Raw genomic sequence first — 26,461 nt, forward strand, 5'->3', positions numbered from 1 at the left:
TCGGCCTCATCACCCTGTCCTGGAGGCTCGTCTCACGGTTTCCCGAGCAGCCCCTCCAGGGCGTAGGGAGCCGCTTCCAGCTGGAAGTCCATGCCGGGATGGTCGCGCCTGACCGTCCCCTCGACGGCCAGCAGCGACAGCATCGGGAACGCGAACTCCGGCTCGGCGTACAGCCGGTACCGGCGCTGCAGGTCGAACAGCCGCAGGCAGAACGCCGACAGCCGGAACTCTCCCGCGGTCGCCCCCGAATTCCGACCGACCAGGTCGGCCACCTCCCGCCGGAACCCGCCGACGTCCCGCACACCTCCCGCACCCCGCACACCCGCACCCCGCACACCCACACCCCGGACGCCGCCGCGAACGCCGCCGCGGGTGGTGGCCAGCAGCGCGTCGGCGCACACGCCGCCGTCCCCGCGGACCATGCCGCCGAAGAACTCCGCGAACCCGTGCCGCGCCGCGGCGCTGAACCGCCGCACCAGGCCCGCGTCCAGCAGCACGACCGTGCCGTCCGGGAGGAAGTAGACGTTGCCGTGGTGCAGGTCGACGTGCACCAGGCCGTCGACGAACAGCAGCCGGTAGACCGCGCGGACCAGTGTCGTCGCCCGCGCCCTGCGCGCCTCCGGCGGCAGGTTCGCGGGCGTCCGCCGGTCCAGCCCCGGGACGAACTCCATCGCGATCACGTCGTCGTCGCACCACTCGGGCAGCGGCGCGGGGACGAGGACGTCCGCCTCGTCCGCCAGCGCGTCCCGCAGCCGTGCGAGGTTCTCGGCCTCGGCGCGGAAGTCGAGCTGCGCGAGCAGCAGGCCGCCGAGCTCGTCCAGGATCTCGGCCAGCGGGACGCGGCGCAGCCCCGGCAGCCGCGCCGCCACCCGCGCGGCGCAGCCCAGCAGGGCGAGGTCGCCCGCGATCTCCGCCGCCACGCCCGGCCGCTTCACCTTCAGCGCCACCGGCCGGTCGTCCGGCGCGTCCGCGGGAGGCCAGGCCCGGTACACCACGGCGACCGAACCGCCCGCGACCGGACGGGCCGTCCAGTCCCGGAAGCGTTCGGGCAGCGGCGGCGCCGCGCCGGCCCGAACGTCGTCGTGCAGCCTGCCGAGGGCCGCCGCGAAGGGTTCCCCGACCAGGTCGACCCTCGTGGCGAGCAGCTGGCCGGCCTTGACGAACGCGCCGCCGAGCCGTTCCAGCAGCCCCGCGACCTCACCGGCGACGCGCGCCGACCGCGGCCGCCCGTCCGGTACCAGCGCCGCGAACGCGATCCTCGGGACGGCCGGGACGCAGAGCAGTGCGACCCGTGCGCTCCGCCGCAAAGGAAACCGTCCGCACCCGCCACCGGACGGTCCGTGACCGCGCGTGCCGCCGGACGTCCCGCTCCGCGATTCCATGGCGCGGCCCCGTCAGCGGCGCGGGGCCAGGGCGGGGATGCGGCGGCCGACCGCGTCCCACAGCGCGCGCGGCCCGTCGTCGAACGCCCCCTCGGGGACCTCCACCGGATCCCCCAGGCGGCGGAACTCCGTGGCCGTCCCCGCGTCCGGCCCGCCCACCCCGATCCGCGCGGGCAGCTCAGGCGGTCCCGGCCTCAGCACCTGCCAGCGCCGCTCGGGCACGCCGCGGCGGTCCACCGAGCGGGCGACGACCGTCCCGCTGACCGGGTCGACCGCCTCGGTCACCGTCAGCCCCGGCGTCGAACCGGGGCCCAGGTAGCAGTGGGCCCGCGCGCCGGGCCAGCCGCTCCACGACACGTCGGCCTCCCGGTCCTCCGGGACGTCGCCGAGCGCCGGGTGCCGCCACGCCATCAGGTCGAGGTAGCCGACCCGGGTGAGCGGCAGGCAGCCGAAGACGTGGCGTTCGACGATCCGCACCGCCCGGCGCATGGTCGGCACGTAGGTCCACACCTGGCAGTCGGCGCGGGCCCGGTCCTCGCGGATGGTCACGTACGTCCCGGCCAGCTGGTCCGGTTCGAGGACGAACAGGCAGGTCAGCGTGGCCGTCTCGGCGAACCTGCGGGCGACCAGGTAGCGCAGCGGGCGGTGGCCCAGCGCGGACTCGACCCCGAACGCGAACGAGGTGAGCGGGCCGGCCGTGAGGAACGGCCGCTCCGGCACCGGCGCGAGGCTCGGCGCGAGGCTCCGGGCCGCTTCGCGCGCCTTCTGCTGGAGGCCAGGCCGTTGGGGGGCCGACGTCCGGGGCACGGCGTCCGCACCCGCCACTTCCGGCATCGCGCACCTCATCCGTTCTCGGTGTGGGGCCCGAAACGGGCACCGAGGTCGCCGCCGTCGGGACGGCCACCCGGCAGGTGGGCCGGGATCCGCCCGAACGGCGCACGAGGGGACATCATTCGTGCCCGTCCAGGGGATCACTTCACTTAGATGTAGTCAAGCCAGAAGGCCCTGCCCGCGAAGAGAGACCGATGGGACGCCAGGCGCGCACACGCCGGAGACGCGGGGGCCGGGCGGGGTCAGCCGACCAGGCCGAGCAGGCGGGAGCAGCGCAGGGTGGCGTCGGCGTCGCCTTCCATCACGAGGCGGTGGGTGAGGGTGGCCTCCAGCGGGGTCAGCCGCCCGGAGCCGATCTCGACGAACGTGCGCGCGTCGGTCGTGACGACCAGCGCGGGGTCGAGCGCGGACTTGCCGTGCCTGACGCCGACCTCGCCGTCCGCGACCTCGACGTGGAAGACCTCGTCGTCGATGCGGAACTCGTAGCGCTCGTCCCGCCCGGCGGCGGACGGGTCGATCATCGCCTCGACCGCGAGCGCTCCCCAGCGCGGGCGCACGGCGTCCTCGGAGCCGGGGGCGGCGAGCAGGCCGAGCCCCCAGCGGGCGAGCGCGAGCACCGGTTCGCGCAGCGCCTCGCCCTGCGCGGTGAGCTCGTACATCCTCACCTTCGAGCCGTCCTTGGCGCGCTGCCGGACGAGCCCGGTGTCGACCAGGAAGCGCAGCCGCTCGGCGAGCAGGTTGGTGCCGATGCCGGGCAGGTTCGCCTGGAGCTCGTTGTAGCGGCACGGCCCGGTGAGCAGCTCGCGGACGATCAGCAGGGTCCAGCGCTCGCCGACGACGTCGAGGGCGCCGGCCAGCCCGCAGTACTGACCGTAGTTGCGACGTTGCTGCTTCATGACCGAACCTCCACGTTCCACTTCACAACCATATCTCGATTGGAAGCGTCGACGCATGCGCGTCCCCCGGCCCGGCGGCCCCGGCCGGGCTCGGCCCGGAGGCCCTCCGCGCCGATGGGCAGGCGGGAACGGAGGTTTCGTGTCGCCTCCCTGGATAACTCCCGAGGGTCGGGATCGTCAACCTCGGAGTTCTCCTGAGCTTCATGTAAATATAGTGACCCGGCGTGCGTACCCGGAGGTGATCATGACCCTGGATCCCGCGTTCACCGACGTGCCTCCCCCGGCGGTCGCGGCCGCCGCGCTCGACCGTGCGGCGGCGCTCGGCGCACGGCACGCGGCGGTGCGGGTCGAGCGGCGCCGCTCCGGGCTGGCCCTGCTGCGGGACGGGCGTCCGGCGGGCGTCTCCGACGAGGTCCACACGGCCGTGGGGGTGTCGGTCGTGTGGGAGGGGTTCCGGGGGTTCGCGGGCGTCGCCGGGCCGTCCCGGGAGGCCGCGGCGTCGGCGGCCGAGCGGGCGGTGGCGGTGGCGCGGGCCTGCCGGGCGGCGGGTGGCGAACGGGTCGAGCCGGTCGGCGAGCCGGTGCACCGGGACGCGGAGTGGACGTCCGGGCACCGCGTCGACCCGTTCACCGTCCCGCGCGGCGAGTGGACCGAGCCGCTGGCCGCCTGGAGCCGGGCGCTGCTGGCCGTGCCGCACGTCGCGCACGTCCACGCCAAGCTCAAGGTCGCGGACGAGACCACTTACTACGCCGACCTGGCAGGAACGGTGACGCTCCAGCACCGGCTGCGGATCCATCCGCAGCTCCTGGCCGTGGGGATGGACGAGCGCACGGGCGCGGTCGCGACCCTGCGGACCCTCGGCCCGCCCACCGCGCGCGGCCTGGAGTACCTGGCGGGCGAGGGCTGGGACTGGGCCGGCGAGGTCGCCGGGATGCCCGCCCACCTGGCCGGGAAGCTTTCCGCGCGGCCGGTCGAGCCGGGCCTGTACGACCTGGTGGTCGACCCGTCCAACCTGTGGCTGACGATCCACGAGACGGTCGGCCACGCGACCGAACTGGACCGCGCGCTCGGCCACGAGGCGGGCTACGCCGGGACGACGTTCGCCACACCGGACCGGCTCGGGCGGCTGCGCTACGGCTCGGAGCTGATGAACGTGATCGCCGACCGCACCACCCCGCACGCGCTGGCGACGACCGGCTTCGACCACGAGGGCGTGGCGGCCACGTCGTGGAACCTGGTCACCGAGGGCGTCCTGACCGGCTTCCAGACCGACCGGGCGACGGCGCGCGCCGTCGGCGCGGACCGCTCGACCGGCTGCGCGTACGCCGAGTCGGGCCTGCGGGCGCCGCTGGCGCGGATGCCGAACGTGTCACTGCGTCCCGCGCCGGACGGGCCGTCCACGGAGGAGCTCGTCGCGGGCGTGTCCCGGGGGCTGCTGGTCGTCGGCTCGGACGGCTGGACGATCGACGGGCGGCGGCGGAACTTCCGGTTCACCGCGCAGCGATGCCACCTGATCCAGAACGGGCGGCTCGCCGGGCAGGTCCGGGACGCCGCCTACCAGGGCGAGACCACCGAGTTCTGGCGGTCGCTGCGGGCGCTGGGCGGACGGGCCGACTACCGCGTGTTCGGGGCCGACCTGTGCGGCAAGGGGCAGCCCGTCCAGGCGTCGGCGGCGAGCCACGGCGCGCCGCCCGCCGTGTTCGCCGGGATCGAGGTCGTCAACACGGCGCGGGAGGCGGGAGCATGACCGGTGCCGAGGATCCGGCGGCGGGCGCGGCCGAGCGCGCTGCCTGGGACGTCGCGGAACGCGCGCTGAAGGCGAGCCGGTCCGAGGGCTGCGTCGTGATCGTGGACGTGGAGGACGCCGCGCAGTCGCGCTGGGCGGCGAACGCGGTGACCACGGCGGGTCTCGTCCGCGACCACCGGGTCACGGTCGTGGCGTTGGCCGCGGGACGCCGCGGCACGGCCACCGCGGCCCGGCCCCCGGCCGCCACGGCCGCGATGACTCGGCACGGTGATCCGGGCGAGGATGTCGCGCGCCTCGTCGCGGAAGCCGAACGCGCGGCGCTCGAATCCCCGGCCTCCCCCGACACGATGCCGCTGCTCACTCCTGCCGAAGCCGGACACGAGGCCGTGGAGAACCTTTCCGAGCAGGACGGCGCGGAGTGGCTCGCGGGCTTGGGCGGAGGATTGAAGGCCGCCTTCGCGCAGGCGCGTGAGGACGGACAGCAGCTCTACGGCTATGCCGAGCATGTCGTCCGGACCACCTATCTGGCCACGTCGACAGGGGTGAGGCTGCGGCACCGGCAGCGCGAGGGGCTGATCGACCTCACCGCGCGCGACACGACGGACGGGCGAGCCTCCACCTGGGGCGGTGTGCCGTTGCCGAGCACCGGGCCGTTCGACTCGGCGACGGCCCTCACGCGGCTGCGCGAGGACCTATCCCAGCGGATCCGGTGGGCCGCACGACGCGTCCCCCTGCCGAAGGGCGACTACGAGGTGCTGCTCTCGCCGTCCTGCGTGGCCGACCTGCTGCTGCACGTCTACCAGGCCATGGACGCGCGCGACGCGCTCGAGGGCGCATCGCCCTTCGCCACCCCGGACGGAACGCCGAGGCTCGGCGAGCGCCTCACCGCGCCCGGCCTCACGTTGCGCGGCGACCCCGCCCTGCCGGGACTGGAGTGCGCGCCGTTCGCGCTGGTCCGCGCCCCCGGCGGCGACATGTCGGTGTTCGACAACGGGCTTCCGCTGCGTCCCACGCGCTGGCTGGACGACGGGGTGCTCACCGCGCTCGTCCAGACGCGGCACTCGGCCGGAGCGTGCGGGCTGCCGCCGACGCCCCGGATCGGCAACCTCGTCCTGGACGGCCCGCCGGACGGCCCCGGCCTCGCCGAGATGGTGTCGACCACGCGGCGCGGGCTGCTCGTGAACAGCCTCTGGTACCTGCGCCCGACCGATCCGCGGACGCTCGCGCTGACCGGATCCACCCGGGACGGCGTGTACCTCATCGAGCACGGCGAGGTTGTCGGATCCGTCGACGACTTCAGATTCAGCGAGCGGATCGTCCGGATGCTGGAGCGGGTCACGGAGATCGGGCGGAGCGCGCCCGCACTGGCCCGGGAGTGGGACGACGGCCTCTCCCGCACGTCCGTCCCGCCGCTCCGGGTCACGGACGTCACCGTTCGCGACACTAGATAATTTTAAAGTGAAATTGTAGAGTGCGGGAGCAGTCGTGACCGTGTCCCGAGGGAGGCTTCTCGTGGAGGACAAGGGAACCGAGTCGGCGATCGTGGCGATGGCGCGCCGCCGCACCGAGGGCGAGACGGGGGCGTCCGCACCGGCTCCGAGCGGCCCCCGGGAGTGGGCGGACCGGGTCCCGTCCGGCCCGCTGGACGACCCGGCCGTCCACGCGGGACTGCGGCGGCTGTTCCCGCTCACCCCCGACCTCGTCCACCTGAACGTCGGGACGCTCGGCTCCACCCCGCACCCGGTGCTGGACATCCTGCGCGCCGCCGACGCCGAGTACGCCCGCTACCCGCGCGACCCGTACCCGCCGACCACGCTCACCGAGCCGCGCGCGACGCTCGCCCGCTGCTACGGCTGCGACCCGGACGAGATCGCGATCGTGCAGGGCGCGACCGACGGCAACGCCCGCATCCTCAACGGCCTCGACCTGGGCGAGGGCGACGAGGTCGTCACGACCACGCACGAGTGCTACACGATGCAGGCGCCGCTGAACCTGCTGCGCAACCGGCGCGGCGTCAAGGTCACCAAGCTCACCCCGAGGCTCGGCCCGGACCAGACCGCCGAGGAGATCGTGGAGATGTTCGCCGCCGCGATCACCCCGCGCACCAAGGTGCTGGAGTGGGCGGCGGTCACCTTCACCGTCGGCACGACGATGCCGACGCGGATGCTCGCCGAGCTCGCGCACGAGCACGGCCTGACCACCGTCGTGGACGGCGCGCACCTGCCCGGCCAGTTCGACATGAGCCTGCGCGAGCTGGGCGTCGACTTCGTCAGCGGGTCCGGCGCGAAGTACCAGTGCGGGCCGATGGGCACCGGCGTCCTGTACGCGCGCAACAAGGTGCTGCCCGAGCACAACCCGCTGCCGCTGCCCGGCTTCTGGCCGGTGATCTCGCTCTGGTACCCGATCGAGGGCGAGCTGCCGCCGCGCGCCACCGGCCGCGAGCCGACCTACGACATCGGCACGTTCCTGCAGAAGACCGGGTCCGCGGACCTGTCGCGCGGCCCCGCGCTCCAGACGGCCGCCGAGATCTGGGAGCACATCGGGCGCGCGGAGATCCAGCGGTACGTCCACGGGCTGTGCGACCACCTCAAGGAGCGGATCGCGGCGCACTGGGGCGAGGAGTCGTTCTTCAGCCCGCTGCACGACCGGCGGCTGCACTCGGGGATGGTCGCGTTCCAGCCGTTCCGCGACCCCGCGCACGCGGTCGACCCGCAGCGGTTCATGGAGTTCGAGGAGCGGATGGAGACCGAGCACGGGATCAACCTGCGCTTCACGTTCTTCCCCGTCCGGGACGACGGCTCCGAGCGGTTCGCGATCCGGCTCGCGCCGCACCTGTACAACGACCGCGAGGAGCTCGACCGCGCGGTCGACGCGATGATCAAGCTGACCGACGAGATGGAACGCCGGTGACCCCGACCGGCGCGGGCGGCGCGGACGCCCCGGCCGGGAACCGCGTCGTGGACGGGTACCTGACGCTCGGGCTGCGGCTCGGGCGGCTGGTGGACGGGTTCGTCGACTGCTGGTTCGGCGACCCCGCCCTGGCCGCGCGGGTCGCGTCCGAGCCCGTCCGGGCGCCGCGCGAGCTGGCCGCCGACGCGATCCTGCTGCTGCGCGCGCTCCCGGACAGCGGGCTGCCGGAGCCGCGCCGGGCGTTCCTGGAGGCGCAGCTGAGGGCGCTGGAATGCGTCGCGCGGCGGCTGGACGGCCGTCCGCTGGGGTTCCTCGCCGAGGTGCGGGCGTACTTCGAGGTGGACATCGAGCCGGTGCCGACCGACCGGTACGCGGCCGTGCACGACAGGATCGGCGAGCTGCTGCCGGGGCCTGGCGGGCCGCGCGCGAAGCTGGCCGCCTTCCGGGAGCGGGACCGGCTCGCCCCGGACGCGCTCGGACGGGCCGTCCGGGTGCTGTCGGACGCGCTGCGCGGGCTGACGGCCGAGCGGTTCGGCCTGCCGCCTGGTGAGACGGTGGAGTACGAGGTGGTCCGCGACCGTCCGTGGAACGCCTTCAACCACTACCGGGGCGGCTTCCGGTCGCTGGTGACGATCAACGCCGACGCCGGCCACGGCCTGTCGGCGCTCCCCCACCTGGCGACGCACGAGTGCTATCCGGGGCATCACACCGAGCGCTGCGCGAAAGAGGCCGGGCTCGTGCGCGCGCAGGGGCAGGACGAGCAGGCGATCGCCCTGGTCAACACCCCGCAGTGCCTCATCGCGGAGGGCATGGGCGAAGCGGCGCTGGACGCGGTCCTGGGCGAGGGCTGGGGGCCGTGGACCGCGGAGGTCCTGGCCGCCGAGGGCCTCCACCTGGACGGCGAGCTCGCCGAACTCCTGCTCCCGCTGACCGCGCAGCTGCTGTCCGCGCGGCAGGACGCGGCCATCATGCTGCACGACCGGCACGTCGATCCCGAGACGGCCGTCGCCTACCTCGAGCGGTGGATGCTCGTGGACGAGCCGCGGGCGCGGCACATGGTCCGTTTCCTGACCGATCCGCTATGGCGTGCCTACACCGTCACCTACATCGCGGGCTCCGCGCTCGTGCGCGCGTGGATGCACGCGGGCCGGGACGAGCCGGCGGCCGACCGCTACCGCCGCCTCCTGACCGAACCCCTGCTCCCCTCGACCTTGACCGCCGATCTGGCGGCCGCGCGTCAGGGAGCCGCATGACCTCGTCCCGGCGCGAACCACCGGCCGTCCTCAGCGGCGGTGGCGGCCGGGCGCACCCCGCCGACGGCGCGGAGCCGCTTCCTGTGCGGCTCACGCGCTCGGCGCTGTGCCCGGACGGCCTGACCAGCCCGGACGCCGTGGAGGATTGGCTCACCGAGGCACGCGACGGCGACCGGATGACCGTCCGGCCGACCCCCCTGGACGAGATGCCGGGATGGAACGTCGATCCCGGCACCGGCGACCTCACGCACGAGAGCGGGGCGTTCTTCACCGTGCACGGCCTGGCGGTCGAGCACGGCGGCGCGCCCGTGCCGCGCTGGGAGCAGCCGATCATCGACCAGCCGGAGATCGGGATCCTCGGGCTGCTCGTCCGCGAGTTCGACGGGGTGCCGCACTTCCTCGTCCAGACGAAGGCGGAGCCGGGCAACTTCGGCGGTGTGCAGGTCGCGCCGACCGTCCAGGCGACGCGCAGCAACTACACGCGCGTCCACCGGGGCAGGCCGGTGCCCTACCTGGAGCATTTCCGGACGCCCTTCCGGGGGCGGCTGCTCGTGGACGTCCGGCAGTCCGAGCACGGCGGGTGGTTCCTGCGCAAACGCAACCGGAACATGGTCGTCGAGATCACCGAGGACGTCGCGGTCCTGCCGGGTTTCCGCTGGTTGACGCTGCACCGGCTGCACCGGCTCCTGGGCCGCGACGACCTGGTGAACATGGACCTGCGGTCGGTGCTCGGCTGCCTTCCGGTCGCCGGGACGGACGCGGCGGCGTGCGCGCCCTCCGACGGGTTCCACCGCGCCCTGACCCGGTCCCTCGAGGCGTCGCGGAGCCTGCACCCGGACGCCGACGTCCTGCACTGGCTCACCGAGCGGCGGACGTGCGCGGACGTCCGGGTCCGGCGCGTCCCGCTGTCCGGGATGGCCGGGTGGCGGCACGACGGCGCCGCCGTCACCCCCGAGGGCGGCGGCTCCTTCGAGGTCGTGGGGGTGACGGTCGGGACGGCCGGACGCGAGGTCGACGGCTGGTCGCAGCCGGTGATCCGGCCGCTCGGGACGTCCGTCGCGGCGTTCCTGGTGAAGCGGTTCGACGGCGTCCTGCACGTGCTCGCCCAGGCGCTCGCCGAGCCGGGGTGCAGCGACGTGCTCGAGCTCGCCCCCACCGTCCAGTGCACCGCCCGGGAACTCGACGGACCGAACCGGCCGCCGTTCCTCGACGACGTGCTCGCCGCCGTCCCGGAACGCGTCCGCTATGCGGCCACGCTCTCCGAGGAGGGCGGACGGCTCTTCCACGCGCGCGGCCGCTACCTGATCGTCGAGGCCGCTCCCGGCGACGGCCACGAGCACCCGGAGTTCCGCTGGCTGACGCTGCGCCAGTTCGCGGCGCTCCTGCCGCACAGCCACTACGTCAACATGCAGGCGCGCAGCCTGCTCACCTGCCTGTTCTCCCTGGCCTGCGAATGACCCCGCCTTGCTCCCCAAGGGAGGGACCCGTCGATGACGAGATGCCGCATCTGCTCCGGTCCGGTCCGCGAGTTCCTCGATCTCGGACGGCAGCCCAGGTCCGACGCGTTCCTGCCGCCCGGTGAGCTGGACGGGGAGTTCTTCTTCCGGCTGGCCGTGGGCGTGTGCGGGGACTGCGGCATGGCCCAGCTGACCGAGCCCGTCCCCGCCGAGGCGATGTTCCACCGCGAGTACCCCTACCGGACGTCGCAGTCGGCGCGGATGAGCGAGCACTTCGCCCGCACCGCCCGGCGGCTGATGAAGTCCGTCCGGGACCGTCCCGACCCGTTCGTCGTGGAGGTCGGCTGCAACGACGGCGGAATCCTGCCGACGCTCGCGCGCGCGGGGGTGCGGCACCTCGGGGTCGACCCGTCCGGACGGGCGGCCGGGGAGGCGGCCGGACGCGGCGCGCGGGTGCTGACGGCGTTCTTCGACAAGGCGTCCGCCGCGGAGATCCGGAGTGCCGAAGGGCCCGCCGACCTGGTCTTCTCGGCCAACACGGTCAGCCACGTGCCCGACCTGGCCTCGGTCTTCGCCGGCGCCGACCTCCTCCTCGCCCCGGACGGACGGATGGTCTTCGAGGACCCCTACCTCGCCGACGTCCTCGCCCGGACGGCGTTCGACCAGGTCATCGACGAGCACGTGTACCTGTTCACCGCCGCGTCCGTGCGGGAGGCGGCGCGCCGGTTCGGTTTCGAGCTGATCGCCGTCGAGCCCCTGGACGTGCACGGCGGGCAGCTCCGGTTCACCGTCGCGCGGCCCGGCAGGCATCCGGTGGGCGGGACGGTCGCGGAGGCGCTGCGCCGCGAGGAGCGGACCGTCCCGGCCCTGGACGGGTTCGCCGCGCGGGTCGAGCGCGCCCGGGACGAACTGGTCACGCTGCTGCGGACGCTGCGCGACGACGGGCGCAGCGTCGTCGGGTACGGCGCGACCGCCAAGAGCGCGACCGTGACGAACTACTGCGGCATCGGCCCTGACCTGCTGCCTTTCATATGCGACTCCACTCCCGCGAAGCAGGGCCTGGTCACCCCCGGAACGCACATCCCGGTGCGTCCGCCGGCCGCGTTCGCCGACCCGTATCCCGACTTCGCGCTGCTGTTCGCCTGGAACCACGCCGAGGAGATCATGGCCAAGGAGCACGCCTTCGGCGCGGCGGGCGGACGGTGGATCCGCTATGTCCCCGACGTCCGCATCGTGTGAGGAGGCCGTCCGATGCAGCTCACGGGATGGGCGGGGGTGCTGCCCGGCCTGGCGTTCACGGGCGCCGCGGTCGTCGCCGTCGCCACGTGCGCGCGTCCGTTCACCGGCCCGCCGAACCGGGTCGTCGGACGCGCCGTCGCGGTCGCGGCGTTCGTGGCGGTGCCGTGCGCGCTGCTGGGCGTCCGGCCGCCCGCGCTCGCGGTCCTGCTGATCACGCTCACGCTGCTGGCCGTCCTGTCGCTCCCCCGGACGCGCTGGACGCCGCTGCTCGGGGTTCCCCTGGCCGGAGCGGTCCTCATCGGAACCATGGTCCTGCCCGACGCCGACGGCACCGCCAGGCCCGGCGTGCCGCTGGCGCGCGTCGTGGTACGCGACGGAGGGCCGGTCGTGGTCGTCCCGCACCGTCCGGGCTGGAACATCGTCGGGGTGGACGCGCGGACCACGGCCGTCGGCACCGACCGAGGCCACCTGATCGCGACCGAGCCCGTCGCCGGGGCGGAAGGTCGCTGGGCGAACGTCCTGCTGCCGCCCGGACGCGGCCACCTCTGGGTGCAGGCGGGCGGCCGGACGGTCTCCCTCGCCATCGCCCCAGGTCACGGCGCTCCGGCATCGGCGCCCGCCCCAGGTGACGCGCCCGAGTGCGCCAGCGCCGCCGTCGCCGCTCTCGCCACCGGAGGCAGCAAACGGTTCGGCGCGTGCCCCTCAGCAACGCTGCACCCCGAGGACGCCGCCGACCTGCGCGCGGTCGTCGCCTACGTGGCCGCCCGCCGCGTCCCCGCGATCACGCTCGTCGCGGACGGCTCGGCCCGTTCGCAGGCCGCCGCACAGGTCGTCCGGAGAGCGGCACAGGAGGGACATGTCACCGTGACCCCGGAACCGCGCGCCGACCGGCCGGCCTTCCTGGTCTCCGGCTGGGCGACCGCGTACACGCGACTCATGGACATCGCCCGCGGACGGACGCCGTCCCAGGGCAGCTACCTCGCGCCGTGGCTGCTCGCGTCGCCGCTGCTGACCGTCCCGGCGGGGCAGCTCGTCCCGCTGCGCTTCACGCCGGAGGACCCGATGCCGCAGCGGTACGAGGCCGCCCTCGAACGCCGCTACCCGGGCCAGTCGCCGACCGCGACGGGCTACACGGCGTGGCTGTCGGCACTGCACGTCCGGCCCGCGGCGGCGATCCGGCTGTACGCGGCGTCGACCGTCCAGGTCCCGGGGCCGATCGGACATGACCACGGCGCCGGCGGCGCGTGGCTGCCCGGCGGCACGATCACCGAGGTCGCGGGCCCGCTCGGCGTCCCGGCGTGACGTCCCGCGCTAGGGCGCGGGGATGCTCGCGGCGGCGCGGACGGCGTCGAGGAGCGACGCGCACCTCACCGCGTCGTCCAGCGCGTTCTCCACCGCGGCGCGCTCCGGACCGTCCTCGCGGACGGCCCCCACGAAGCCCTCCAGGGCCGCCTGGTAGTGGTTCGCGGGACGCAGGGTCAGCCGCTCCTCACGGTCCTGGTGCTCAAGGTGGAGGACGGGCTGCCAGGTCGCGGGCGGGGTGAACGCGCGCTCCAGGATGATCCGCCCCCGGCTCCCCCACACCTCGTACCGCGACCGGTAGGCGTGCCGGAATCCGAACGTCAGGTGCGCCGCGACATCGCCCTCGCCGCGCAGCAGGACGTCCCCGCCGGTGTCCACGCCCGCGCCCGCGTCATGGTGGAGCACCGCCCCGGCGACCGTCAGCGATCCCGGCAGTAGCATCATCGCGGCCTGGACGGGGTAGTAGCCGATGTCCAGCAGCGCGCCGCCGCCGAGCGCCGGGTCATAGCGGATGTCGTCCGGCGGACGCGGCGGGAAGGCCAGCGCGGCGTTCAGCGACCGCAGCTTCCCGACCGCGCCGTTCGCGATCAGCTCGCGGACCCGGGTGTGCTGCGGGTGGTGAGTGAACATGCGGTTCTCCATCAGCCGCAGCCCGAGCGTCCGGGCGAGCGCCGCCAGCCGCGCGGTCTGCTCGCGTCCGGTGGTCAGGGGCTTCTCCACCAGCACGTGCTTGCCGGCGTGAAGGGCCTGCTCCGTCCATTCGGCGTGCAGGGCCGCGGGCAGCGGGACGTACACGGCGTCCACGTCGTCGCGGTCGAGCAGCCGCTCGTACCCGTGGACGGGCGAGCCGCCGAACCGGGCGGCGAACTCGCGCGCCCGCGCGATGGACCGGCTCGCGACCGCCGTCAGCGTCGCCGCCGGCACGTGCGCGAGCGCGGGCAGTACCTGACGTGCGGCGATGTCGGCGCAGCCGAGCACCCCGATCCGCAGCGGTCGCCGGTCGTCCACGGGTCCTCCCGGACTCGTCAGGCCGGGGCCACCAGGTCCAGCAGACGCGGAACCATGGCCGCCGGTGACGGCAGTGTCTCCATCTCGGCGCGCACCTGGTCGGTCGCCTTCCGGATCGCCTCGTCCGCGAGCAGTGTACGCAGGAGGGCCGGGGTGACGGTGTCCTGGAGCGCGACCAGGCCGACGCCGCCCTTCTCGACGGCCGGGGCGAGGGTCTTGTGGCCCAGGTAGCGGGGGTCGAGCGCGATCAGCTGCGGGATGCCCGCGCAGATCGCGGCCAGGGCCGTCCCGCCGCCGCCGTGGTGCACGACTCCGGCGCAGGTCGGGAGCAGCAGGTCCATCGGCGTCCAGCCGATCGGGCGGACGTTGGACGGCAGCGGGCCGAGCGGGGCCGGGTCGGCGTCGCCGAGCGCCAGCAGGAACTCGGCGTCCACCTCGGCCGCCGCCGTGACGGTCGCCTCCAGCGGGCCGAGCCCGTGCATGTCGGGCCGGACGCTGCCGAGCGTGATCACCACGCGCGGACGGTCGCCGGGCGCGGGCAGCCGCGCCATCCCCGCGCCGCCGCTGTACGGGACGTACCGCATGAACTCGCCCTCGGGCGCCGGGAACGGCAGCATGCCGGGCGGGACGAACTCGATCGTCAGCGCGGGCCGGGACGGCACCTCGGTGACGCCGTGCCGCACCAGGTCGCCGGCGAGGAGGCCCAGCACCGCGTCGTGCGTCCCGGCGGTGCGGATCGTGCCGAGGTTGCGCTGGACGGCGGGCACCCGGGCGCGCGCGGCGGCGACCAGCCCGTACGGCGCGGACTGCTCGAACACCACCAGGTCGGGCCGCCAGTCGTCGGCGAGCTCGATCGCGGCCGCCAGGAACGGCCGGTTCAGCGCGGCGACGCCGGGCGCGAGCTTGGCCGGGTCGTCGCCGAGCGGCTCCATCCAGCGCTCGACCAGCTCCGGCCGCGCGGCGAACAGCTCGGCCAGGATCGCGTTGCCGGACGTGCCGGGCGCGGCGTCCACGACCGGCAGGCCGGTCCCGGCGGCCAGGGCGGTCTGCTCGGAGTAGGTCAGCAGGGTCTCGTGGCCGGCCGCGCGGAGCGCCCAGGCCAGCGGCGCGAGCGCGAACACCTTGCTGATCGGCGGGGTGGCGGCGAACAGTACGCGCATCCTGCGCGCCCCTTCCTGGAGTCCCGGGAGGTCAGTGAACGCAGAGCGACAGTAACGCTACTACAAATTCAAGTCAATCTTGCGGTTCACGGGGGCGTACCCGGGTGTTACCGTGCCGGAGAGTGACGGAGCACACTATGGTTTGGGATAGTCAGGGCCCGGCCCGCCGACACAGCCGACACCGCCCGCCGGACCGTCCATCGCGTCCGCGGCCCGCTTCCCGCCGCCGACCCCGCTGCCTGGAGGACGTCTTGGCCCCCGCATCCGACCTGGCCATCGAGACGTCGGGCCTCGTCAAGACCTTCGGCGAGACCCGGGCGGTGGACGGCGTCGACCTCGCCGTCCGGCCCGGCACCGTCCAGGGCTTCCTCGGGCCGAACGGCGCGGGCAAGACGACCACGATCCGCGTCCTCGCGACGCTGCTGCACCCCGACTCCGGCACGGCCCGGGTGTGCGGCCACGACGTGGTGCGCGAGGCCGCCGCGGTCCGCTCCAGGGTGAGCCTCACCGGCCAGTTCGCCTCCGTCGACGACGACCTCAGCGGATCCGACAACCTCTTCGTCCTGGCCCGGCTGCTCGGCTACCGGCCCCCGCAGGCCCGCGCCCGCGCCGCCGAACTGCTCTCCGCGTTCGGCCTGGAGGAGCAGGCGGACGTGCTGGTCAAGAACTTCTCCGGCGGCCTGCGCCGCCGCCTCGACGTCGCCGCGAGCCTGGTCGTCCGGCCGGACGTGCTGTTCCTGGACGAGCCGACCGCGGGCCTCGACCCGGTCAGCCGCAGCCGGGTCTGGGCGGTCGTCCGCTCGATCGTCGACACCGGCACCACGGTCGTCCTCACCACCCAGTACCTGGAGGAGGCCGACCAGCTCGCCGACCGCATCGCGGTCATCGACCGCGGCCGGATCATCGCCGACGGCACGTCCGACGAGCTCAAGGCGTCGGTCGGGACGAACGCGCTGCGCGTCCGGCTGCGCGACCCGGCGCAGCGCGGGATCGCCGTCCGCGTACTGGAGCGCGAGCTCGGCACGGACGGGGAGCCGGCCGCCGACACCTCCCGCCGCGGCCCCTCCCCCGGCGCGCGGACCACCGAGCCGTCCGGCACTGGACGCTCCGAGAGCGGGCCGTCCGGCGGCGGGCCGTCGAACGGCGATCCGGCCGCGCTGTCGGTGCGCGTGACCGACGGCGGCGACGGCAAGGGCGTCGAGCGCGCCACCAGGGCGCTCGCCGAACTCACCCGCGAGGGCGTCGCGCTCGCGGACTTCACCTTCGAGCGGCCGAGCCTGGACGAGGTGTTCCTCGCCCTCACCGGCCACCACGCCGAGACCCGCGGCAAGGCCGGGAAGAGCGACAAGAGCGACAGGGCCCGGAAGAAGGACCGCGCGGCGGGCTCCCAGGACGGACGGGACGGATCATGAGCGAACCCGGCATCGGCGGCGCGGCCGCCCCCGCGCTCGCCCTCGACGGCGACGGCCTCGACGCGGCCGTGCGCACCGCGCTGCGCACCGGCGAGGCGCGGCCGTCGCGCCCGGGCGGGTTCGCGATGTGCCTGATCTTCTGCCAGCGGGCGCTGTTCAAGATCCGGCGCGACCCGCAGCAGGTGTTCGACGCGGTGCTGTTCCCGGTCATGGTGACGCTGGTGTTCACCTTCCTGTTCGGCGGGGCGATCGCCGGCTCGACCGACCGGTACCTGCAGTTCCTGCTGCCCGGGGTGGTGGTGCTGACCGTGGTGATGATCAGCATGAACACCGGGGTGGCGCTGAACGTCGCGGTGTCCAGCGGCATCGACGACCGGTTCCGGTCCATGCCGATCTGGCGGCCCGCGATGCTCGTCGGCGAGCTGCTCAGCGACGTCGTCCGCTACCTGATGGCGTCGGTGGTCGCGGTGCTGCTCGGGCTGCTGCTCGGGTACCGGCCGCACGGCGGGCTCGTCGGCGTCGTGGCGGCGCTGGCGATGGTCCAGGTGTTCGCGTTCAGCCTGGCCTGGGTCTGGACGGCGCTCGGGCTGGCCGTCGACAAGCCGCAGACCATCATGACGCTGAGCGGGATCGGGGTCTTCCCGCTGCTGTTCGGCAGCAACATCTTCGTCCCCACGCACAGCATGCCCGGCTGGCTCCAGGCCGTCATCGACATCAACCCGGTGACGCGGACGGTCACGGCCGTCCGGGGGCTGATGGCCGGGGACGTCACCGCGTGGCACATCGGCACGGCGTTCCTGGCCGACGCCGTCCTGATCGCGATCTTCGGGCCGTTGACCGTCCACCTCTACAACCGCGAGCGCTGAGCCGGAACCCACCACACCAGGAGGAGCGCCATGCCGCACGCCAACGAGGAGATCATCCGCAGCTTCTTCGACGCCTACGCCAAGCGCGACATGGACGCGATGCGCGAGGTGATGGCCGAGGACGTCAGCTGGAACTTCCCCGGGCACAGCCAGGTCAGCGGCGTCACCCGGGGCCTGCCCGACGTCATCGCGCTGTTCGACCGCATCGGGGAGTTCCAGATGAGGGCCGACACCTACGTGACCGGCGTCAACGACGACTTCGCCGTCGAGGCGCAGCGCACCTACTGCACCGCGCCGCACAGCGACTTCGAGATGGAGTACGCCGTGCTGTGGCGGTTCGCCGACGGCAAGATCGTCAACGGCACGCACCTGTGCGCCGACCAGCACCGCGCCGACGCGTTCTTCGACGGGCCCGCGCGGTGAGCCCGCCGGAGACCGGGCCCGGGGTCGCGGAGGCGGCCCGGGAGCCGGAGCGGGCGAGCGTCGCCCGGGTGTACGACTTCTACCTGGGCGGCCACCACAACCTGCCGGTGGACCGCGAGTTCGCGCGGCAGATGATGACGCGCGTCCCGGAGGCCCCGGAGGTCGCCCGGCTGAACCGGGCGTTCCTGCGGCGCGCGGTGCGGGACTGCGCCCGCGCCGGGATCCGCCAGTACCTCGACATCGGCTCGGGCATCCCGACGGCCGGGAACGTGCACGAGGTCGTCGCCGCGGTCCGCGCGGACGGCCGGGTCGTGTACGCCGACCACGACGCGACGGCGGTGTCGTACGGGCGGGAGATCCTCGCCGGGCGGGACGCGGCGTCCATGGTGCTCGGCGACCTGCGCGATCCGGACGGCCTGCTCGCCGACCCCGAGGTGCGGCGGCTGATCGACTGGGACGAGCCGGTCGCGGTGCTGATGCTCGGCGTCCTGCACTACGTGTCCGACGAGGGGCGTCCGCGGGAGCTGGTGGACAGGTACACCTCGCTGATGGCGCCGGGCAGCGCCCTGGTGCTGTCGCACGGCACCGAGGACGCGCTGCCCGAGCACGTCCGGTCGATGACGGACCTGTCGAAGAAGCGGCAGAGCGAGGCGTTCATGCGGTCGCGGGCCGAGGTCACGGCGTTCCTGGACGGTCTGGACGTCCTCGACCCGGGCGTGGTGTTCCTGCCCGAGTGGCGTCCGGACACCGGGGACGAGGCGGGCTCGCCCAAGGCGCGGGTCATGGCCTACGGCGGCGTCGGCCGCAAACCCTGATCGTCGCCGGCCCCGCCCCTTCCTGATCCAGGGGCGGGGCCGGCGACCACCCTGCAGGGCGCCGGAGTCAGGCGGGCCTGGTGCCGCGGGCGAGGAGGATCTCGCCGGTCGGACGGACCGGGCCCTCCGGGAACGCCTCGGCGAACACCCGGACGGCGTCCTCGTCCATGGCCTTCCTCGTCTCGGGCGGCAGCGCCGCGAAGAGCTTGAGGAACGGCCCGGCCGTCTCGGTGAACAGGTCCCACGCCGAGGCCGGGTCGGGGGCCTCGAAGATGGGCGCCTCGAACACCTCGGTGCGGATGCCGGTGAACCCGGCGTCCGCGAGCAGGCCGGTCAGCTCGTCCGGGGACGACAGCGACACCGGGCCGGGGCCGCTCTCCGGTTCCACTGCGGGCAGCGGGACGTGCCGGGCGACGATGCCGTTGGTCAGCCGGAACGGCACGCAGCGTTCCGCCGCGCCGAGCGTCATGACGACGAACCGGCCACCGGGGCGAAGCGCCGCGTGGACGGCGCGGACGGCGGCGGGCCGGTCCGGCATGTACTGGAGTCCGGCGCGGCAGGTCGCCAGGTCGTGGCCCCCGTCCGGGACGCCGAGGGTCCCCTCGTCCGGGATGGTCCGGAACGCGACGTTCGTGACGTCCTCCTCGGCCGCGACGGCGGTCGCCTCGGCGACCATCTCGGGGCTGAGGTCGAGGCCGAGGACGTGCCCGCCGGGGGCGACGCGCGCGGCGAGGGCGAGAGCGGGGTTGCCGACGCCGGAGGCGAGGTCGAGGGCGTGCTCGCCGGGGCGCGGCGCGGCGAGCCGCAGCATGCCCTCGGTGATGGCGCGGCCCGGGTCGGCGAAGGCGCGCCGGTGCCGCCGCCAGGCCGCCGAGCAGAGCGCCCACTCCTCCCGCTGCCGGTCCCGCTCGGTCTGCGCCGTGGTGCGCCGGTCCGCCGTGGTCATGGCCGCTCCCTGAGTTTGTGACACTATAAAATAGTGCAGTGATTAGGGGATTCGCTGGGCATGTACTGGGCTTTCGATCGGCAAGACTAGTTATTTTTGAAGCAGTTGGATAGTCTGCGGGTGTCGTGATCCCTTGATCTGGTGACGACGGGAGTTCCGCCGGTGAGCACCGTGGACGAACCGGCCACCCTCAACGGGCGGGCCGAGCAGGTCTTCTTCACCATCCTCGAGAACCCGCCCGGCAGCGACCCGGCCGAGCACTACCGCTGGCTGCACGTGAACGCCCCGGTGTTCACCACCGGCAACGGCATGACGGTGCTGTCCCGCTTCGCCGACGTGGACGCCGTGCTCCGGCACCGCGACCTCGGCCGCGGCGAGGAGTCGGTGCAGCACCTCACCGACCTGCCCGCCGACCTGCTCGAACCGGTGATGGCGCGATGGAAGCGGACGATGGTGTTCGCGAACCCGCCGCTGCACACGCGCATGCGCCGTCCGATCGCGAACGCGTTCACTCCGTTCCACGTCGAGCGGCTGCGGACGGTGGTGCACGACCACGCGCACCGGCTGCTCGAGCGGCTCGCGGACGAACCGGGCGGCAACTTCGTCCGGCGGGTGAGCTCGCCGCTCGGCGCGGCGGTCATCGGCGAGATGCTCGGCGTCCCGGAGCCGGACCGGGACGAGCTGGCCCGGCTGTCGCCGGACTCGATGCGGGTGTTCGACCCGCTCACCGCCGTCGAGGACCTGCCGGCCGCCGCGGCCGCCGAGATCCGCATGGCCGACTACTTCGCCGAGTTGCTGCGGGCCCGCGCCCGCGAGCCGCGCGACGACGTGCTGTCGCGGCTGGCGCGCGCCGCCGCCGCGGGCGAGCTGGAGGAGATCGAGGTCGTCGCGGCGTCGGCGAACCTGATGAACGCCGGCACCGACACCGCGGTCAACCTGATGAGCAACGGCGTGGGCATCCTGCTGGAGCATCCGGACCAGCTCGCCCTGCTCCGGCGCGAACCGGCGCTCGCGCCGCGCGCGGTCGAGGAGATCGCCCGGCTCGACCCGCCGCTGAACCTGAACCCGCGCACGGTGCTGCGTCCCACCCGGGTCGCCGGGCTCGACCTGGTGCCCGGACAGATCCTCATCGGGATCCAGGGCGCGGCGAACCGCGACCCGGCCCGCTTCACCGATCCGGACCGGGTGGACGTGACGCGCGACGAGGGGCCGTCGCTGTCCTTCGGCGGCGGCATCCACTTCTGCATGGGCGCCCACCTCGGCCGGCTCGTCGTCGGCGAGCTGCTGACCTGCCTGGTCACCCACTTCTCGGCGGTGGAGGCGGCCGGGCCCGCCGAGCGGCGCCGGGGCCACAACCTGCGGGGGTACGCCGACCTGCCGGTCACGCTGCGCCGGTAGGAGGGCGACGGATGCGAGTGCTGTTCCTCTCCACGCCGTTGGAGAGCCACCTGTACCCGATGGTCCCGCTGGCCTGGGCGCTGCGCGCGGCGGGGCACGAGGTGGTCGTCGGCACCACCGGCCCGGCGCTGTCGGTGGCCGGGGCGGGGCTGGACGTCGTCGACCTCGATCCGGAGGGGCGGCGGCCGTCGGTCGCGAGCCTCAACGCGACCCGGCCCGACCTGGTCGGCAAGCGCGCGACGAAGGTCGCCGACGGGCGTCCGCTGCTGGTCGAGGCGACCCGCGCCTACGCCGACGACATGATCGCCACCGCCCGGCTGTGGCGGCCCGACCTGGTCGTCCACTCGCAGCTGCAGGGCGGCGGGCCGCTCGCCGCCGCGGCCGTGGGCGTGCCGTCGGTGGAACACGCGACGAGCCTGCTCCGCACGGACGACTTCTACGAGCGGCTCCCGGACCTGCTGCCCGAGGTGTTCACCGCCCACGGCCTCGACGGGCTGCCCGCCCGGCGCGGCTGGATCGACGTCGCGCCGCCGAGCATGGCCGGGCGGCGGCCCGGCACCTGGTCGATGCGGTACATCCCGTACAACGGCGGCGGTCTGCTGCCCTCGGGGCTGGCCGGACGGCCGGACGGGCGACGCGTCGCGGTCACGGTCGGGACCGGGGTGATGGCCCCGAACGCCGACCGGCTGCTGTCCCGGGTGCTGAAGGTCGCGGAGGAGACCGACGCCGAGTTCGTGCTGCTGCTCGGCGCGGGCGCCGACACCGGAGGGCTCGGGGACCCGCCGCCGAACGTGCGGGCCGTCCGCGAGTGGGTGCCGCTGCGCGCGCTGCTGGACACGTGCGACGCGCTCGTCCACCACGGCGGGGCCGGGTCGACGCTGGCCGCACTGGACGCCGGGGTCGCGCAGGTGGTGATCCCGTCGGGCGCGCCGAACTACATCCAGGCCGCGTCCGTGCGGGACCGGGGCGTCGGGCTGACCACCGACGTGGACGACCTGGACGCGGCGCTCGTCGAGCGGGCCCTCACGGATGCGCGGCTGCTCGCCACGGTGCGGGAGGTGCGGGCGGAGATGGCCGCCCTGCCGTCACCGGCCGACACGGTGGCCCGGCTCACCGACCTCGCCGGTCTCCCGGTCGCGCGGGAGCGGACATGAGCCTGGACGCGGTACCGGCGGGGCTCGCCGGGCACGTCCCCGGCTTCGTCGGGACGGGCGCGGCCCGCGAGCCCGGCATGGCGGACGCCGCGGCGGACGTGGTCCATGCCGCGTTGTTCCATGGGGCCGCGCTCGTCCGGGATCGGGTCTCCGTCGAGGTCAACGGGCATCGGTACGCGGTGTCGCCTGTTTCGGCGGGTTTCGTGGCGCTGGGTGTGGAGGCGTTCCCGCGCGCGCGTGAGGTGGCCGCGGCGGCCCTCCGGATGGGACGGCCCGTGGCGCTGATCGGCGAACTGGCCGGGACGGCGCTCGCCCTGGCGGGCGTCGCGGGCAGCACGTGGATCCACAGTCCGGAGCCGAGCGAGGCGCATTTCCTGCTGCCCGCCCAGTTCGTCCGGGATCGGACGCTGTCGCTGCGGCGGCGGCTGTCGTGCGCGCACACCCGTCCGGACGCGCCGTCGCAGCTGCTCACGGCCGTGGGGGTCGGGCCGCGCCCGTTCGCGTCCCCCGCCGAACTGCGCGCGCTGGTCGAACAGGCCGAGGCCGTGGTCGCCACCGACTGGACGTACCTGCACACGCTCCCGCGCCTGCTCGGGACGCCGTCACCGCCGCCGGGGCCTCGGCACCGGTCCGTCCCGTACGACAGCGCCGACTACGACGCGACGATCGGGCAGGTCGGCGCGGCCCTGAACGAACTCCAGGACGAGGGCGTGCGGAACGTGGCTCTCCTGGTCGAGGGCAATCCAGACACCTACGACATCCTGGACGGCGTGTGCCTGGACCGGCGGCGGCTGGACGTGCGTCCGGGCGTCCCGATCGCGCTGGTCGCGGCGGCCGAGGCCGGTGCGCCCGCGGCCCCGGCCCGGATCGCCTACCTGTCGGGCCTGCCGCACCGGCACGGCCAGACGCGGCGGCAGCTGCGCGACGAACTGGAGCTCTACGCGCGGGCCGGGATAACGTGCGTACTCGTGGAGATGACGTACGGCGACCTGGACCTGGCCGTCCAGGTCGCGCGCCGGTCGCCGGTGCCGAAGACGCTCGTGCTGCTCAGCGACGCCTACACGCCGCACGCGCGGCGGCTGGTCACGACGAGCCGGTCCGCCGCCGGGACGCGGGCGATGCTGGAGCGGGCGCGCGGCACGCTCAGCACCCTGGCGATCTTCGACGGCCCCGGCCGCGGGGCCTGACGCCCGTGACGCGTGTCGCGGACGTCGTCGCGCTGCTCGAACCGGACCGCTCCGGCGCCGGGTTGGTGTGCGGGGACGGCGACGCGACCGTCGAACACGTCCTGCTCGCGGTGGACGCCGTCCCGGCGACGGTCGCGGAGGCCGTGCGGCTGGGCGCCGACATGCTGGTCGCGATGGAGAGCGCGGTGACGGCGGACCTCGGCTACCGACTGGGGACAGCAGGCATCGCGTTGTGCGTCGTTCCGTCCTCTGACCGGGATGAGTGCTCGGAGGCGGTCGCCGAGCGGCTCGGGCTGGTGGACGCTCGTCCGCTGGCGCCGAGGGACGAGGCGCTGGACACCGTGGTCGCGTTCGTCCCCAAGCCGGACGCCGAGCGGGTGATCGACGCGCTCGCGGAGGCCGGTGCGGGCGCGATCGGCGACTACGCCCGCTGCGTGTGGACGGCCGAGGGCGTCGGGTCGTTCGTCCCGCTGGACGGGGCGCGTCCGGTGGTCGGGGCGATCGGCGAGGTCGAATCGGTGGCCGAGACCCGCGTCGAGATGGTGCTGCCCCGCGCGCGACGCGCCGAGGTCACCGCGGCGCTGTCGCGCGCGCATCCGTACGAGGAACCCGCGTTCTACCTGTGCGAACTGGCGGCGCGTCCGGGGCGGGACGGGTTCGGACGCGTGGGCGACCTGGCGGGACCGGTGCCGCTCGCGCTCTTCGCGGCGCAGGTCGCCGAGCGGCTGCGGGGACGGCCGGGCGGCGTCCGGGCGGCCGGGAATCCGGATCGTCCGGTGCGACGGGTCGCGGTGGTGGCGGACGCCGGTGCGGCGGACGGTCTCCTGGCCCTCGCGGCGAACGCGGACGTGCTGGTCACCGACGATGTGCCCGCCCACGTGCCCGGCGCGGCGGACGGTCCCGCCCTGGTTTGCGCCGGGACGTGGGCGACACGGCGTCCCCGGCTCGACGCGGTCGCCTCACGCCTGCGGCCGCTCGTCCGGGTGACGGTGTCGGACGCCGTGACCGACCCCTGGTCCCTGCACGTCTGAGTCAGCCGCCCGCGAGCGGCGGGACGATCACGACGACGCTGTCGGCGGAGATCTCGGCCGCGGCGCGGTCGGCACGGGCGACGGGGTCGTCGTCCACGTAGACGTTGAAGTAGGCGAGCGGTTCGCCGTCGTCGCCGAGCAGGCGCCGGCGGTGGGCCGGATGGGCGTGGGCGAACCCTTTCAGGACTTCGGTGAGCGGGCCGTCCGGGACGTCGAACTCGGTCTCCGTCCCGTGGGTCCATCCGGCCGGCAGCAGGATCTTGGCCATCTCAGCCTCCCGACTCGTCACGTGCGGGCCCTTCGCGCGCGGACGCGGCGCACCTGAACCCGAGGGCGAAGTTGGACCATCCGCCCGGGTCGCCGTGCATCCGCTCGCTGCATCGGACCTGGTAGCGGAAGTTCATCCACGAGCCGCCCCGGATCACCCGATAGCGGCCCATGACGTGGCGCAGCGCGGGGTCGCAGGGGGCGTCGTCGGCGTACAGACGGGACGGCGTGGCGGTCCACTCGTAGACATTGCCCGCCATATCGGAGCATCCGTGGACGCTGTCCCCGGCTGGCGCGAACGTGCCGACCGGTGTCGTCCTGGGCAGCGGGCCGTGCTCGCGGCATGTGTCGCGCCACCAGTCGAGCCATGCGTCCAGGGCGTCCAGGCGTCCGGCGTGGAGTTCGGCGGTGTTCGCCCGGTCGGGCAGCCACTGGTCACCCCAGGGCCAGATCCGGTATTGGACGCCTCGTGCTGCCAGCTCCCACTCGGCTTCGGTGGGCAGCCGCTTGCCCGCCCAGCGGGCATAGGCGGACGCGTCGCTCCAGGAGATGTGGACGACCGGATGGTCCGCGCGGTCGTCGACACCGGTTCCGGGGCCTCCGGGCGTCCGCCAGCAGGCGCCCGCGCGTTCCTCCCAGAACCGCTCGCCGTACACCATGCCGTGTCCGGCACGCTCGGCACCACTGACATATCCGGTAGCGTCCGCGAACGCGGCGAACTCGGCGACGGTCACGGGACGGCGATCGATCCGGAAGGCGGGGACCTCGACCTCGATCTGCGGAGTCTCGTCGGCGAACCACGATCCGGGCAGCGGTTGCGGCTCGGACTCCAGCCATCGGGCCATCCAGGGAGGCGAGCCAAGCCGGAGGACCGCACCCGGAACCGTCGCCATCCCGGCCTTCTCGCCTCTCGGGACATCGCGAAGCACGCTATATATATTAGTAGTGATTCAGGTGGACGAGAAGGAGCTGACGGCATGGACGCAGCCCACGACGCGGCCGCGTTCGACGAGCGCGCGGACGCCTGGGACCGGTGGCGCGAGGCCCCCTGGAACCGGCTCCGGTACCGCCTGGTCGCGCACACCCTCGCCCGCGCCGCGGACGTGACCGGCGGACTCCCGCTTCGCGTGCTGGACGTCGGCGGCGGGGACGGCGGCGACGCCCTTCCGCTCGCAGGACTCGGGCACCACGTGACCGTCCTCGACCACTCCCCCGCGCTGCTCGACCGGGCAGAGCGGGCCGCCGCTGACGCCGGGCTAGGTGATCGTGTGCGCACCGTCCGCGGTGACCTGGACGACGTGACGTCCCTCGGCCCCGCGTTCGACCTGGTCCTCTGCCACAATGTGCTGCACTACCGCGCCAAGCTCGCGGGCTCGGTGTCGGTGGTCGCCGGGGCGGCGCGGCCGAACGGGGTGGTGTCGCTGCTCTCCCCCAACCCTGCGATGGACGTGCTGTCCCGCGCCGTCCGCCTCACCGATCCGGACGCGGCACTCGCCGTGCTGGACGCGCCCGTCCTGCGGTCGGAGACGTTCGGCCGGGAGATGCGCCAGGTGGAGCCGGACGACGCCGCGCGCTTCCTCGGCGCGGCGGGATGCGTGGTGACGCACCGGTTCGGGATCCGGTGCGTCACCGATCTCATCGCGGACGACGAACTGAAGCACGACCCGGTGTTCGCCGAGCGCCTGGAGCGTCTCGAGCTGGCGCTGTGCGACCGCGAGCCGTACCTGCGCACCGCCCGCTTCTGGCATCTGGTCGCACGACGCGTCCACTGACGGCC

24 protein-coding genes are annotated in these 26,461 nt (G+C 74.3%); 16 read left to right on the forward strand and 8 right to left on the reverse strand.

What is annotated here, in order from left to right:
• Positions 1-32 precede the first annotated feature (32 nt).
• From AB0L06_RS07930 to AB0L06_RS07940, 3 genes are all read right to left on the reverse strand, one after another.
• The gene (locus AB0L06_RS07930; RefSeq protein WP_500230171.1) at positions 33-1,307 is read right to left on the reverse strand and encodes an ABC1 kinase family protein; all 1,275 of its coding nucleotides are present in this window, start codon (positions 1,305-1,307) and stop codon (positions 33-35) included.
• A gap of 87 nt (positions 1,308-1,394) precedes the next feature.
• Positions 1,395-2,216: a hypothetical protein gene (locus AB0L06_RS07935; protein ID WP_500230172.1), complete on the reverse strand. Its 822-nt coding sequence runs from the start codon at positions 2,214-2,216 to the stop codon at positions 1,395-1,397.
• 239 nt (positions 2,217-2,455) lie between these two features.
• Positions 2,456-3,109: a winged helix-turn-helix transcriptional regulator gene (locus AB0L06_RS07940; protein WP_500230173.1), complete on the reverse strand. Its 654-nt coding sequence runs from the start codon at positions 3,107-3,109 to the stop codon at positions 2,456-2,458.
• A gap of 244 nt (positions 3,110-3,353) precedes the next feature.
• Between AB0L06_RS07940 and AB0L06_RS07945 the strand changes: the two genes are divergently transcribed.
• The 7 genes from AB0L06_RS07945 to AB0L06_RS07975 all read left to right on the forward strand — a co-directional run bounded on the left by AB0L06_RS07945 (position 3,354) and on the right by AB0L06_RS07975 (position 13,017).
• On the forward strand, positions 3,354-4,856 hold the full coding sequence (locus AB0L06_RS07945) for a TldD/PmbA family protein (RefSeq protein WP_500230174.1): 1,503 nt from the start codon (positions 3,354-3,356) through the stop codon (positions 4,854-4,856).
• Entirely contained in the window at positions 4,853-6,307 is a 1,455-nt protein-coding gene (locus AB0L06_RS07950) for a metallopeptidase TldD-related protein (RefSeq protein WP_500230175.1), read from the forward strand. Before AB0L06_RS07945 ends, AB0L06_RS07950 begins: the two co-directional genes overlap by 4 nt.
• 61 nt (positions 6,308-6,368) lie before the next feature.
• Positions 6,369-7,766 (forward strand): aminotransferase class V-fold PLP-dependent enzyme, encoded by a 1,398-nt coding sequence (locus AB0L06_RS07955; RefSeq protein ID WP_500230176.1) that lies wholly within the window; start codon positions 6,369-6,371, stop codon positions 7,764-7,766.
• Positions 7,763-9,019 (forward strand): hypothetical protein, encoded by a 1,257-nt coding sequence (locus AB0L06_RS07960; protein ID WP_500230177.1) that lies wholly within the window; start codon positions 7,763-7,765, stop codon positions 9,017-9,019. The genes AB0L06_RS07955 and AB0L06_RS07960 overlap by 4 nt, the downstream gene beginning before the upstream one ends.
• Positions 9,016-10,476 carry an NDP-hexose 2,3-dehydratase family protein gene (locus AB0L06_RS07965; protein WP_500230178.1) on the forward strand — a complete coding sequence of 487 codons (1,461 nt, stop codon included), beginning with the start codon at positions 9,016-9,018 and terminating at the stop codon, positions 10,474-10,476. Before AB0L06_RS07960 ends, AB0L06_RS07965 begins: the two co-directional genes overlap by 4 nt.
• 33 nt (positions 10,477-10,509) lie before the next feature.
• On the forward strand, positions 10,510-11,715 hold the full coding sequence (locus AB0L06_RS07970) for a class I SAM-dependent methyltransferase (protein WP_500230179.1): 1,206 nt from the start codon (positions 10,510-10,512) through the stop codon (positions 11,713-11,715).
• Positions 11,716-11,727: 12 nt separating this feature from the next.
• Entirely contained in the window at positions 11,728-13,017 is a 1,290-nt protein-coding gene (locus AB0L06_RS07975) for a hypothetical protein (RefSeq protein WP_500230180.1), read from the forward strand.
• Between the two features lie 9 nt (positions 13,018-13,026).
• Here the strand turns inward: AB0L06_RS07975 and AB0L06_RS07980 are convergent, their stop codons facing one another.
• Positions 13,027-14,025, reverse strand: coding sequence for a Gfo/Idh/MocA family protein (locus AB0L06_RS07980; RefSeq protein WP_500230181.1), 999 nt, complete (start codon positions 14,023-14,025; stop codon positions 13,027-13,029).
• A gap of 17 nt (positions 14,026-14,042) precedes the next feature.
• Positions 14,043-15,185, reverse strand: coding sequence for a nucleotide disphospho-sugar-binding domain-containing protein (locus AB0L06_RS07985; RefSeq protein WP_500230182.1), 1,143 nt, complete (start codon positions 15,183-15,185; stop codon positions 14,043-14,045).
• A gap of 251 nt (positions 15,186-15,436) precedes the next feature.
• Between AB0L06_RS07985 and AB0L06_RS07990 the strand changes: the two genes are divergently transcribed.
• Genes AB0L06_RS07990 through AB0L06_RS08005 form a run of 4 tightly spaced genes read left to right on the forward strand, consistent with a single transcriptional unit; the run spans position 15,437 to position 18,701 of the window.
• Complete coding sequence (locus tag AB0L06_RS07990; RefSeq protein WP_500230183.1) at positions 15,437-16,597, forward strand: ATP-binding cassette domain-containing protein; 1,161 nt, start codon at positions 15,437-15,439, stop codon at positions 16,595-16,597.
• Positions 16,594-17,463 (forward strand): ABC transporter permease, encoded by an 870-nt coding sequence (locus tag AB0L06_RS07995; protein WP_500230184.1) that lies wholly within the window; start codon positions 16,594-16,596, stop codon positions 17,461-17,463. Before AB0L06_RS07990 ends, AB0L06_RS07995 begins: the two co-directional genes overlap by 4 nt.
• 30 nt (positions 17,464-17,493) lie before the next feature.
• Positions 17,494-17,886 carry a nuclear transport factor 2 family protein gene (locus tag AB0L06_RS08000; RefSeq protein ID WP_500230185.1) on the forward strand — a complete coding sequence of 131 codons (393 nt, stop codon included), beginning with the start codon at positions 17,494-17,496 and terminating at the stop codon, positions 17,884-17,886.
• A complete protein-coding gene (locus AB0L06_RS08005; RefSeq protein ID WP_500230186.1) occupies positions 17,883-18,701 on the forward strand; it encodes an SAM-dependent methyltransferase in 819 nt (272 codons plus the stop codon). The genes AB0L06_RS08000 and AB0L06_RS08005 overlap by 4 nt, the downstream gene beginning before the upstream one ends.
• Before the next feature lie 67 nt (positions 18,702-18,768).
• On the opposite strand, the gene AB0L06_RS08010 is transcribed toward AB0L06_RS08005, so the two are convergent.
• Positions 18,769-19,647, reverse strand: a complete 879-nt coding sequence (locus AB0L06_RS08010) for a class I SAM-dependent methyltransferase (protein WP_500230187.1) — start codon at positions 19,645-19,647, stop codon at positions 18,769-18,771.
• Positions 19,648-19,809: 162 nt separating this feature from the next.
• Between AB0L06_RS08010 and AB0L06_RS08015 the strand changes: the two genes are divergently transcribed.
• Genes AB0L06_RS08015 through AB0L06_RS08030 form a run of 4 tightly spaced genes read left to right on the forward strand, consistent with a single transcriptional unit; the run spans position 19,810 to position 24,417 of the window.
• Positions 19,810-21,045 carry a cytochrome P450 gene (locus AB0L06_RS08015; RefSeq protein ID WP_500230188.1) on the forward strand — a complete coding sequence of 412 codons (1,236 nt, stop codon included), beginning with the start codon at positions 19,810-19,812 and terminating at the stop codon, positions 21,043-21,045.
• Between the two features lie 11 nt (positions 21,046-21,056).
• The gene (locus AB0L06_RS08020; protein ID WP_500230189.1) at positions 21,057-22,199 is read left to right on the forward strand and encodes a nucleotide disphospho-sugar-binding domain-containing protein; all 1,143 of its coding nucleotides are present in this window, start codon (positions 21,057-21,059) and stop codon (positions 22,197-22,199) included.
• The gene (locus AB0L06_RS08025; protein ID WP_500230190.1) at positions 22,196-23,386 is read left to right on the forward strand and encodes an SAM-dependent methyltransferase; all 1,191 of its coding nucleotides are present in this window, start codon (positions 22,196-22,198) and stop codon (positions 23,384-23,386) included. The genes AB0L06_RS08020 and AB0L06_RS08025 overlap by 4 nt, the downstream gene beginning before the upstream one ends.
• Positions 23,387-23,391: 5 nt before the next feature.
• On the forward strand, positions 23,392-24,417 hold the full coding sequence (locus tag AB0L06_RS08030; RefSeq protein ID WP_500230191.1) for a Nif3-like dinuclear metal center hexameric protein: 1,026 nt from the start codon (positions 23,392-23,394) through the stop codon (positions 24,415-24,417).
• A gap of 1 nt (position 24,418) precedes the next feature.
• Here the strand turns inward: AB0L06_RS08030 and AB0L06_RS08035 are convergent, their stop codons facing one another.
• Together AB0L06_RS08035 and AB0L06_RS08040 are read right to left on the reverse strand one after the other, a co-directional pair.
• On the reverse strand, positions 24,419-24,685 hold the full coding sequence (locus AB0L06_RS08035) for a ubiquitin family protein (protein ID WP_500230192.1): 267 nt from the start codon (positions 24,683-24,685) through the stop codon (positions 24,419-24,421).
• A 1-nt stretch (position 24,686) separates the two neighbouring features.
• Positions 24,687-25,613, reverse strand: coding sequence for a formylglycine-generating enzyme family protein (locus tag AB0L06_RS08040; protein WP_500230193.1), 927 nt, complete (start codon positions 25,611-25,613; stop codon positions 24,687-24,689).
• 48 nt (positions 25,614-25,661) lie between these two features.
• On the opposite strand from AB0L06_RS08040, the gene AB0L06_RS08045 reads away from it, so the two are divergent.
• Entirely contained in the window at positions 25,662-26,456 is a 795-nt protein-coding gene (locus AB0L06_RS08045) for a methyltransferase domain-containing protein (protein ID WP_500230194.1), read from the forward strand.
• The last annotated feature ends 5 nt before the right edge of the window (positions 26,457-26,461 follow it).

Origin of the sequence: Spirillospora sp. NPDC052269 (assembly GCF_040679435.1) — a bacterium.
Taxonomy (GTDB): Bacteria; Actinomycetota; Actinomycetes; order Streptosporangiales; family Streptosporangiaceae; genus Spirillospora.

Bases quoted from the DNA above. Each gene is read 5' to 3' on its own strand.
- AB0L06_RS07985 (WP_500230182.1), bottom strand. From the start codon at position 15,185: ATGCGCGTACTGTTCGCCGCCACCCCGCCGATCAGCAAGGTGTTCGCG.
- AB0L06_RS08045 (WP_500230194.1), top strand. From the start codon at position 25,662: ATGGACGCAGCCCACGACGCGGCCGCGTTCGACGAGCGCGCGGACGCC.
- AB0L06_RS08035 (WP_500230192.1), bottom strand. From the start codon at position 24,685: ATGGCCAAGATCCTGCTGCCGGCCGGATGGACCCACGGGACGGAGACC.
- AB0L06_RS07950 (WP_500230175.1), top strand. From the start codon at position 4,853: ATGACCGGTGCCGAGGATCCGGCGGCGGGCGCGGCCGAGCGCGCTGCC.
- AB0L06_RS08020 (WP_500230189.1), top strand. From the start codon at position 21,057: ATGCGAGTGCTGTTCCTCTCCACGCCGTTGGAGAGCCACCTGTACCCG.
- AB0L06_RS07965 (WP_500230178.1), top strand. From the start codon at position 9,016: ATGACCTCGTCCCGGCGCGAACCACCGGCCGTCCTCAGCGGCGGTGGC.
- AB0L06_RS08025 (WP_500230190.1), top strand. From the start codon at position 22,196: ATGAGCCTGGACGCGGTACCGGCGGGGCTCGCCGGGCACGTCCCCGGC.
- AB0L06_RS08010 (WP_500230187.1), bottom strand. From the start codon at position 19,647: ATGACCACGGCGGACCGGCGCACCACGGCGCAGACCGAGCGGGACCGG.
- AB0L06_RS07935 (WP_500230172.1), bottom strand. From the start codon at position 2,216: ATGCCGGAAGTGGCGGGTGCGGACGCCGTGCCCCGGACGTCGGCCCCC.
- AB0L06_RS08000 (WP_500230185.1), top strand. From the start codon at position 17,494: ATGCCGCACGCCAACGAGGAGATCATCCGCAGCTTCTTCGACGCCTAC.
- AB0L06_RS07945 (WP_500230174.1), top strand. From the start codon at position 3,354: ATGACCCTGGATCCCGCGTTCACCGACGTGCCTCCCCCGGCGGTCGCG.
- AB0L06_RS07970 (WP_500230179.1), top strand. From the start codon at position 10,510: ATGACGAGATGCCGCATCTGCTCCGGTCCGGTCCGCGAGTTCCTCGAT.
- AB0L06_RS07995 (WP_500230184.1), top strand. From the start codon at position 16,594: ATGAGCGAACCCGGCATCGGCGGCGCGGCCGCCCCCGCGCTCGCCCTC.
- AB0L06_RS07975 (WP_500230180.1), top strand. From the start codon at position 11,728: ATGCAGCTCACGGGATGGGCGGGGGTGCTGCCCGGCCTGGCGTTCACG.
- AB0L06_RS07940 (WP_500230173.1), bottom strand. From the start codon at position 3,109: ATGAAGCAGCAACGTCGCAACTACGGTCAGTACTGCGGGCTGGCCGGC.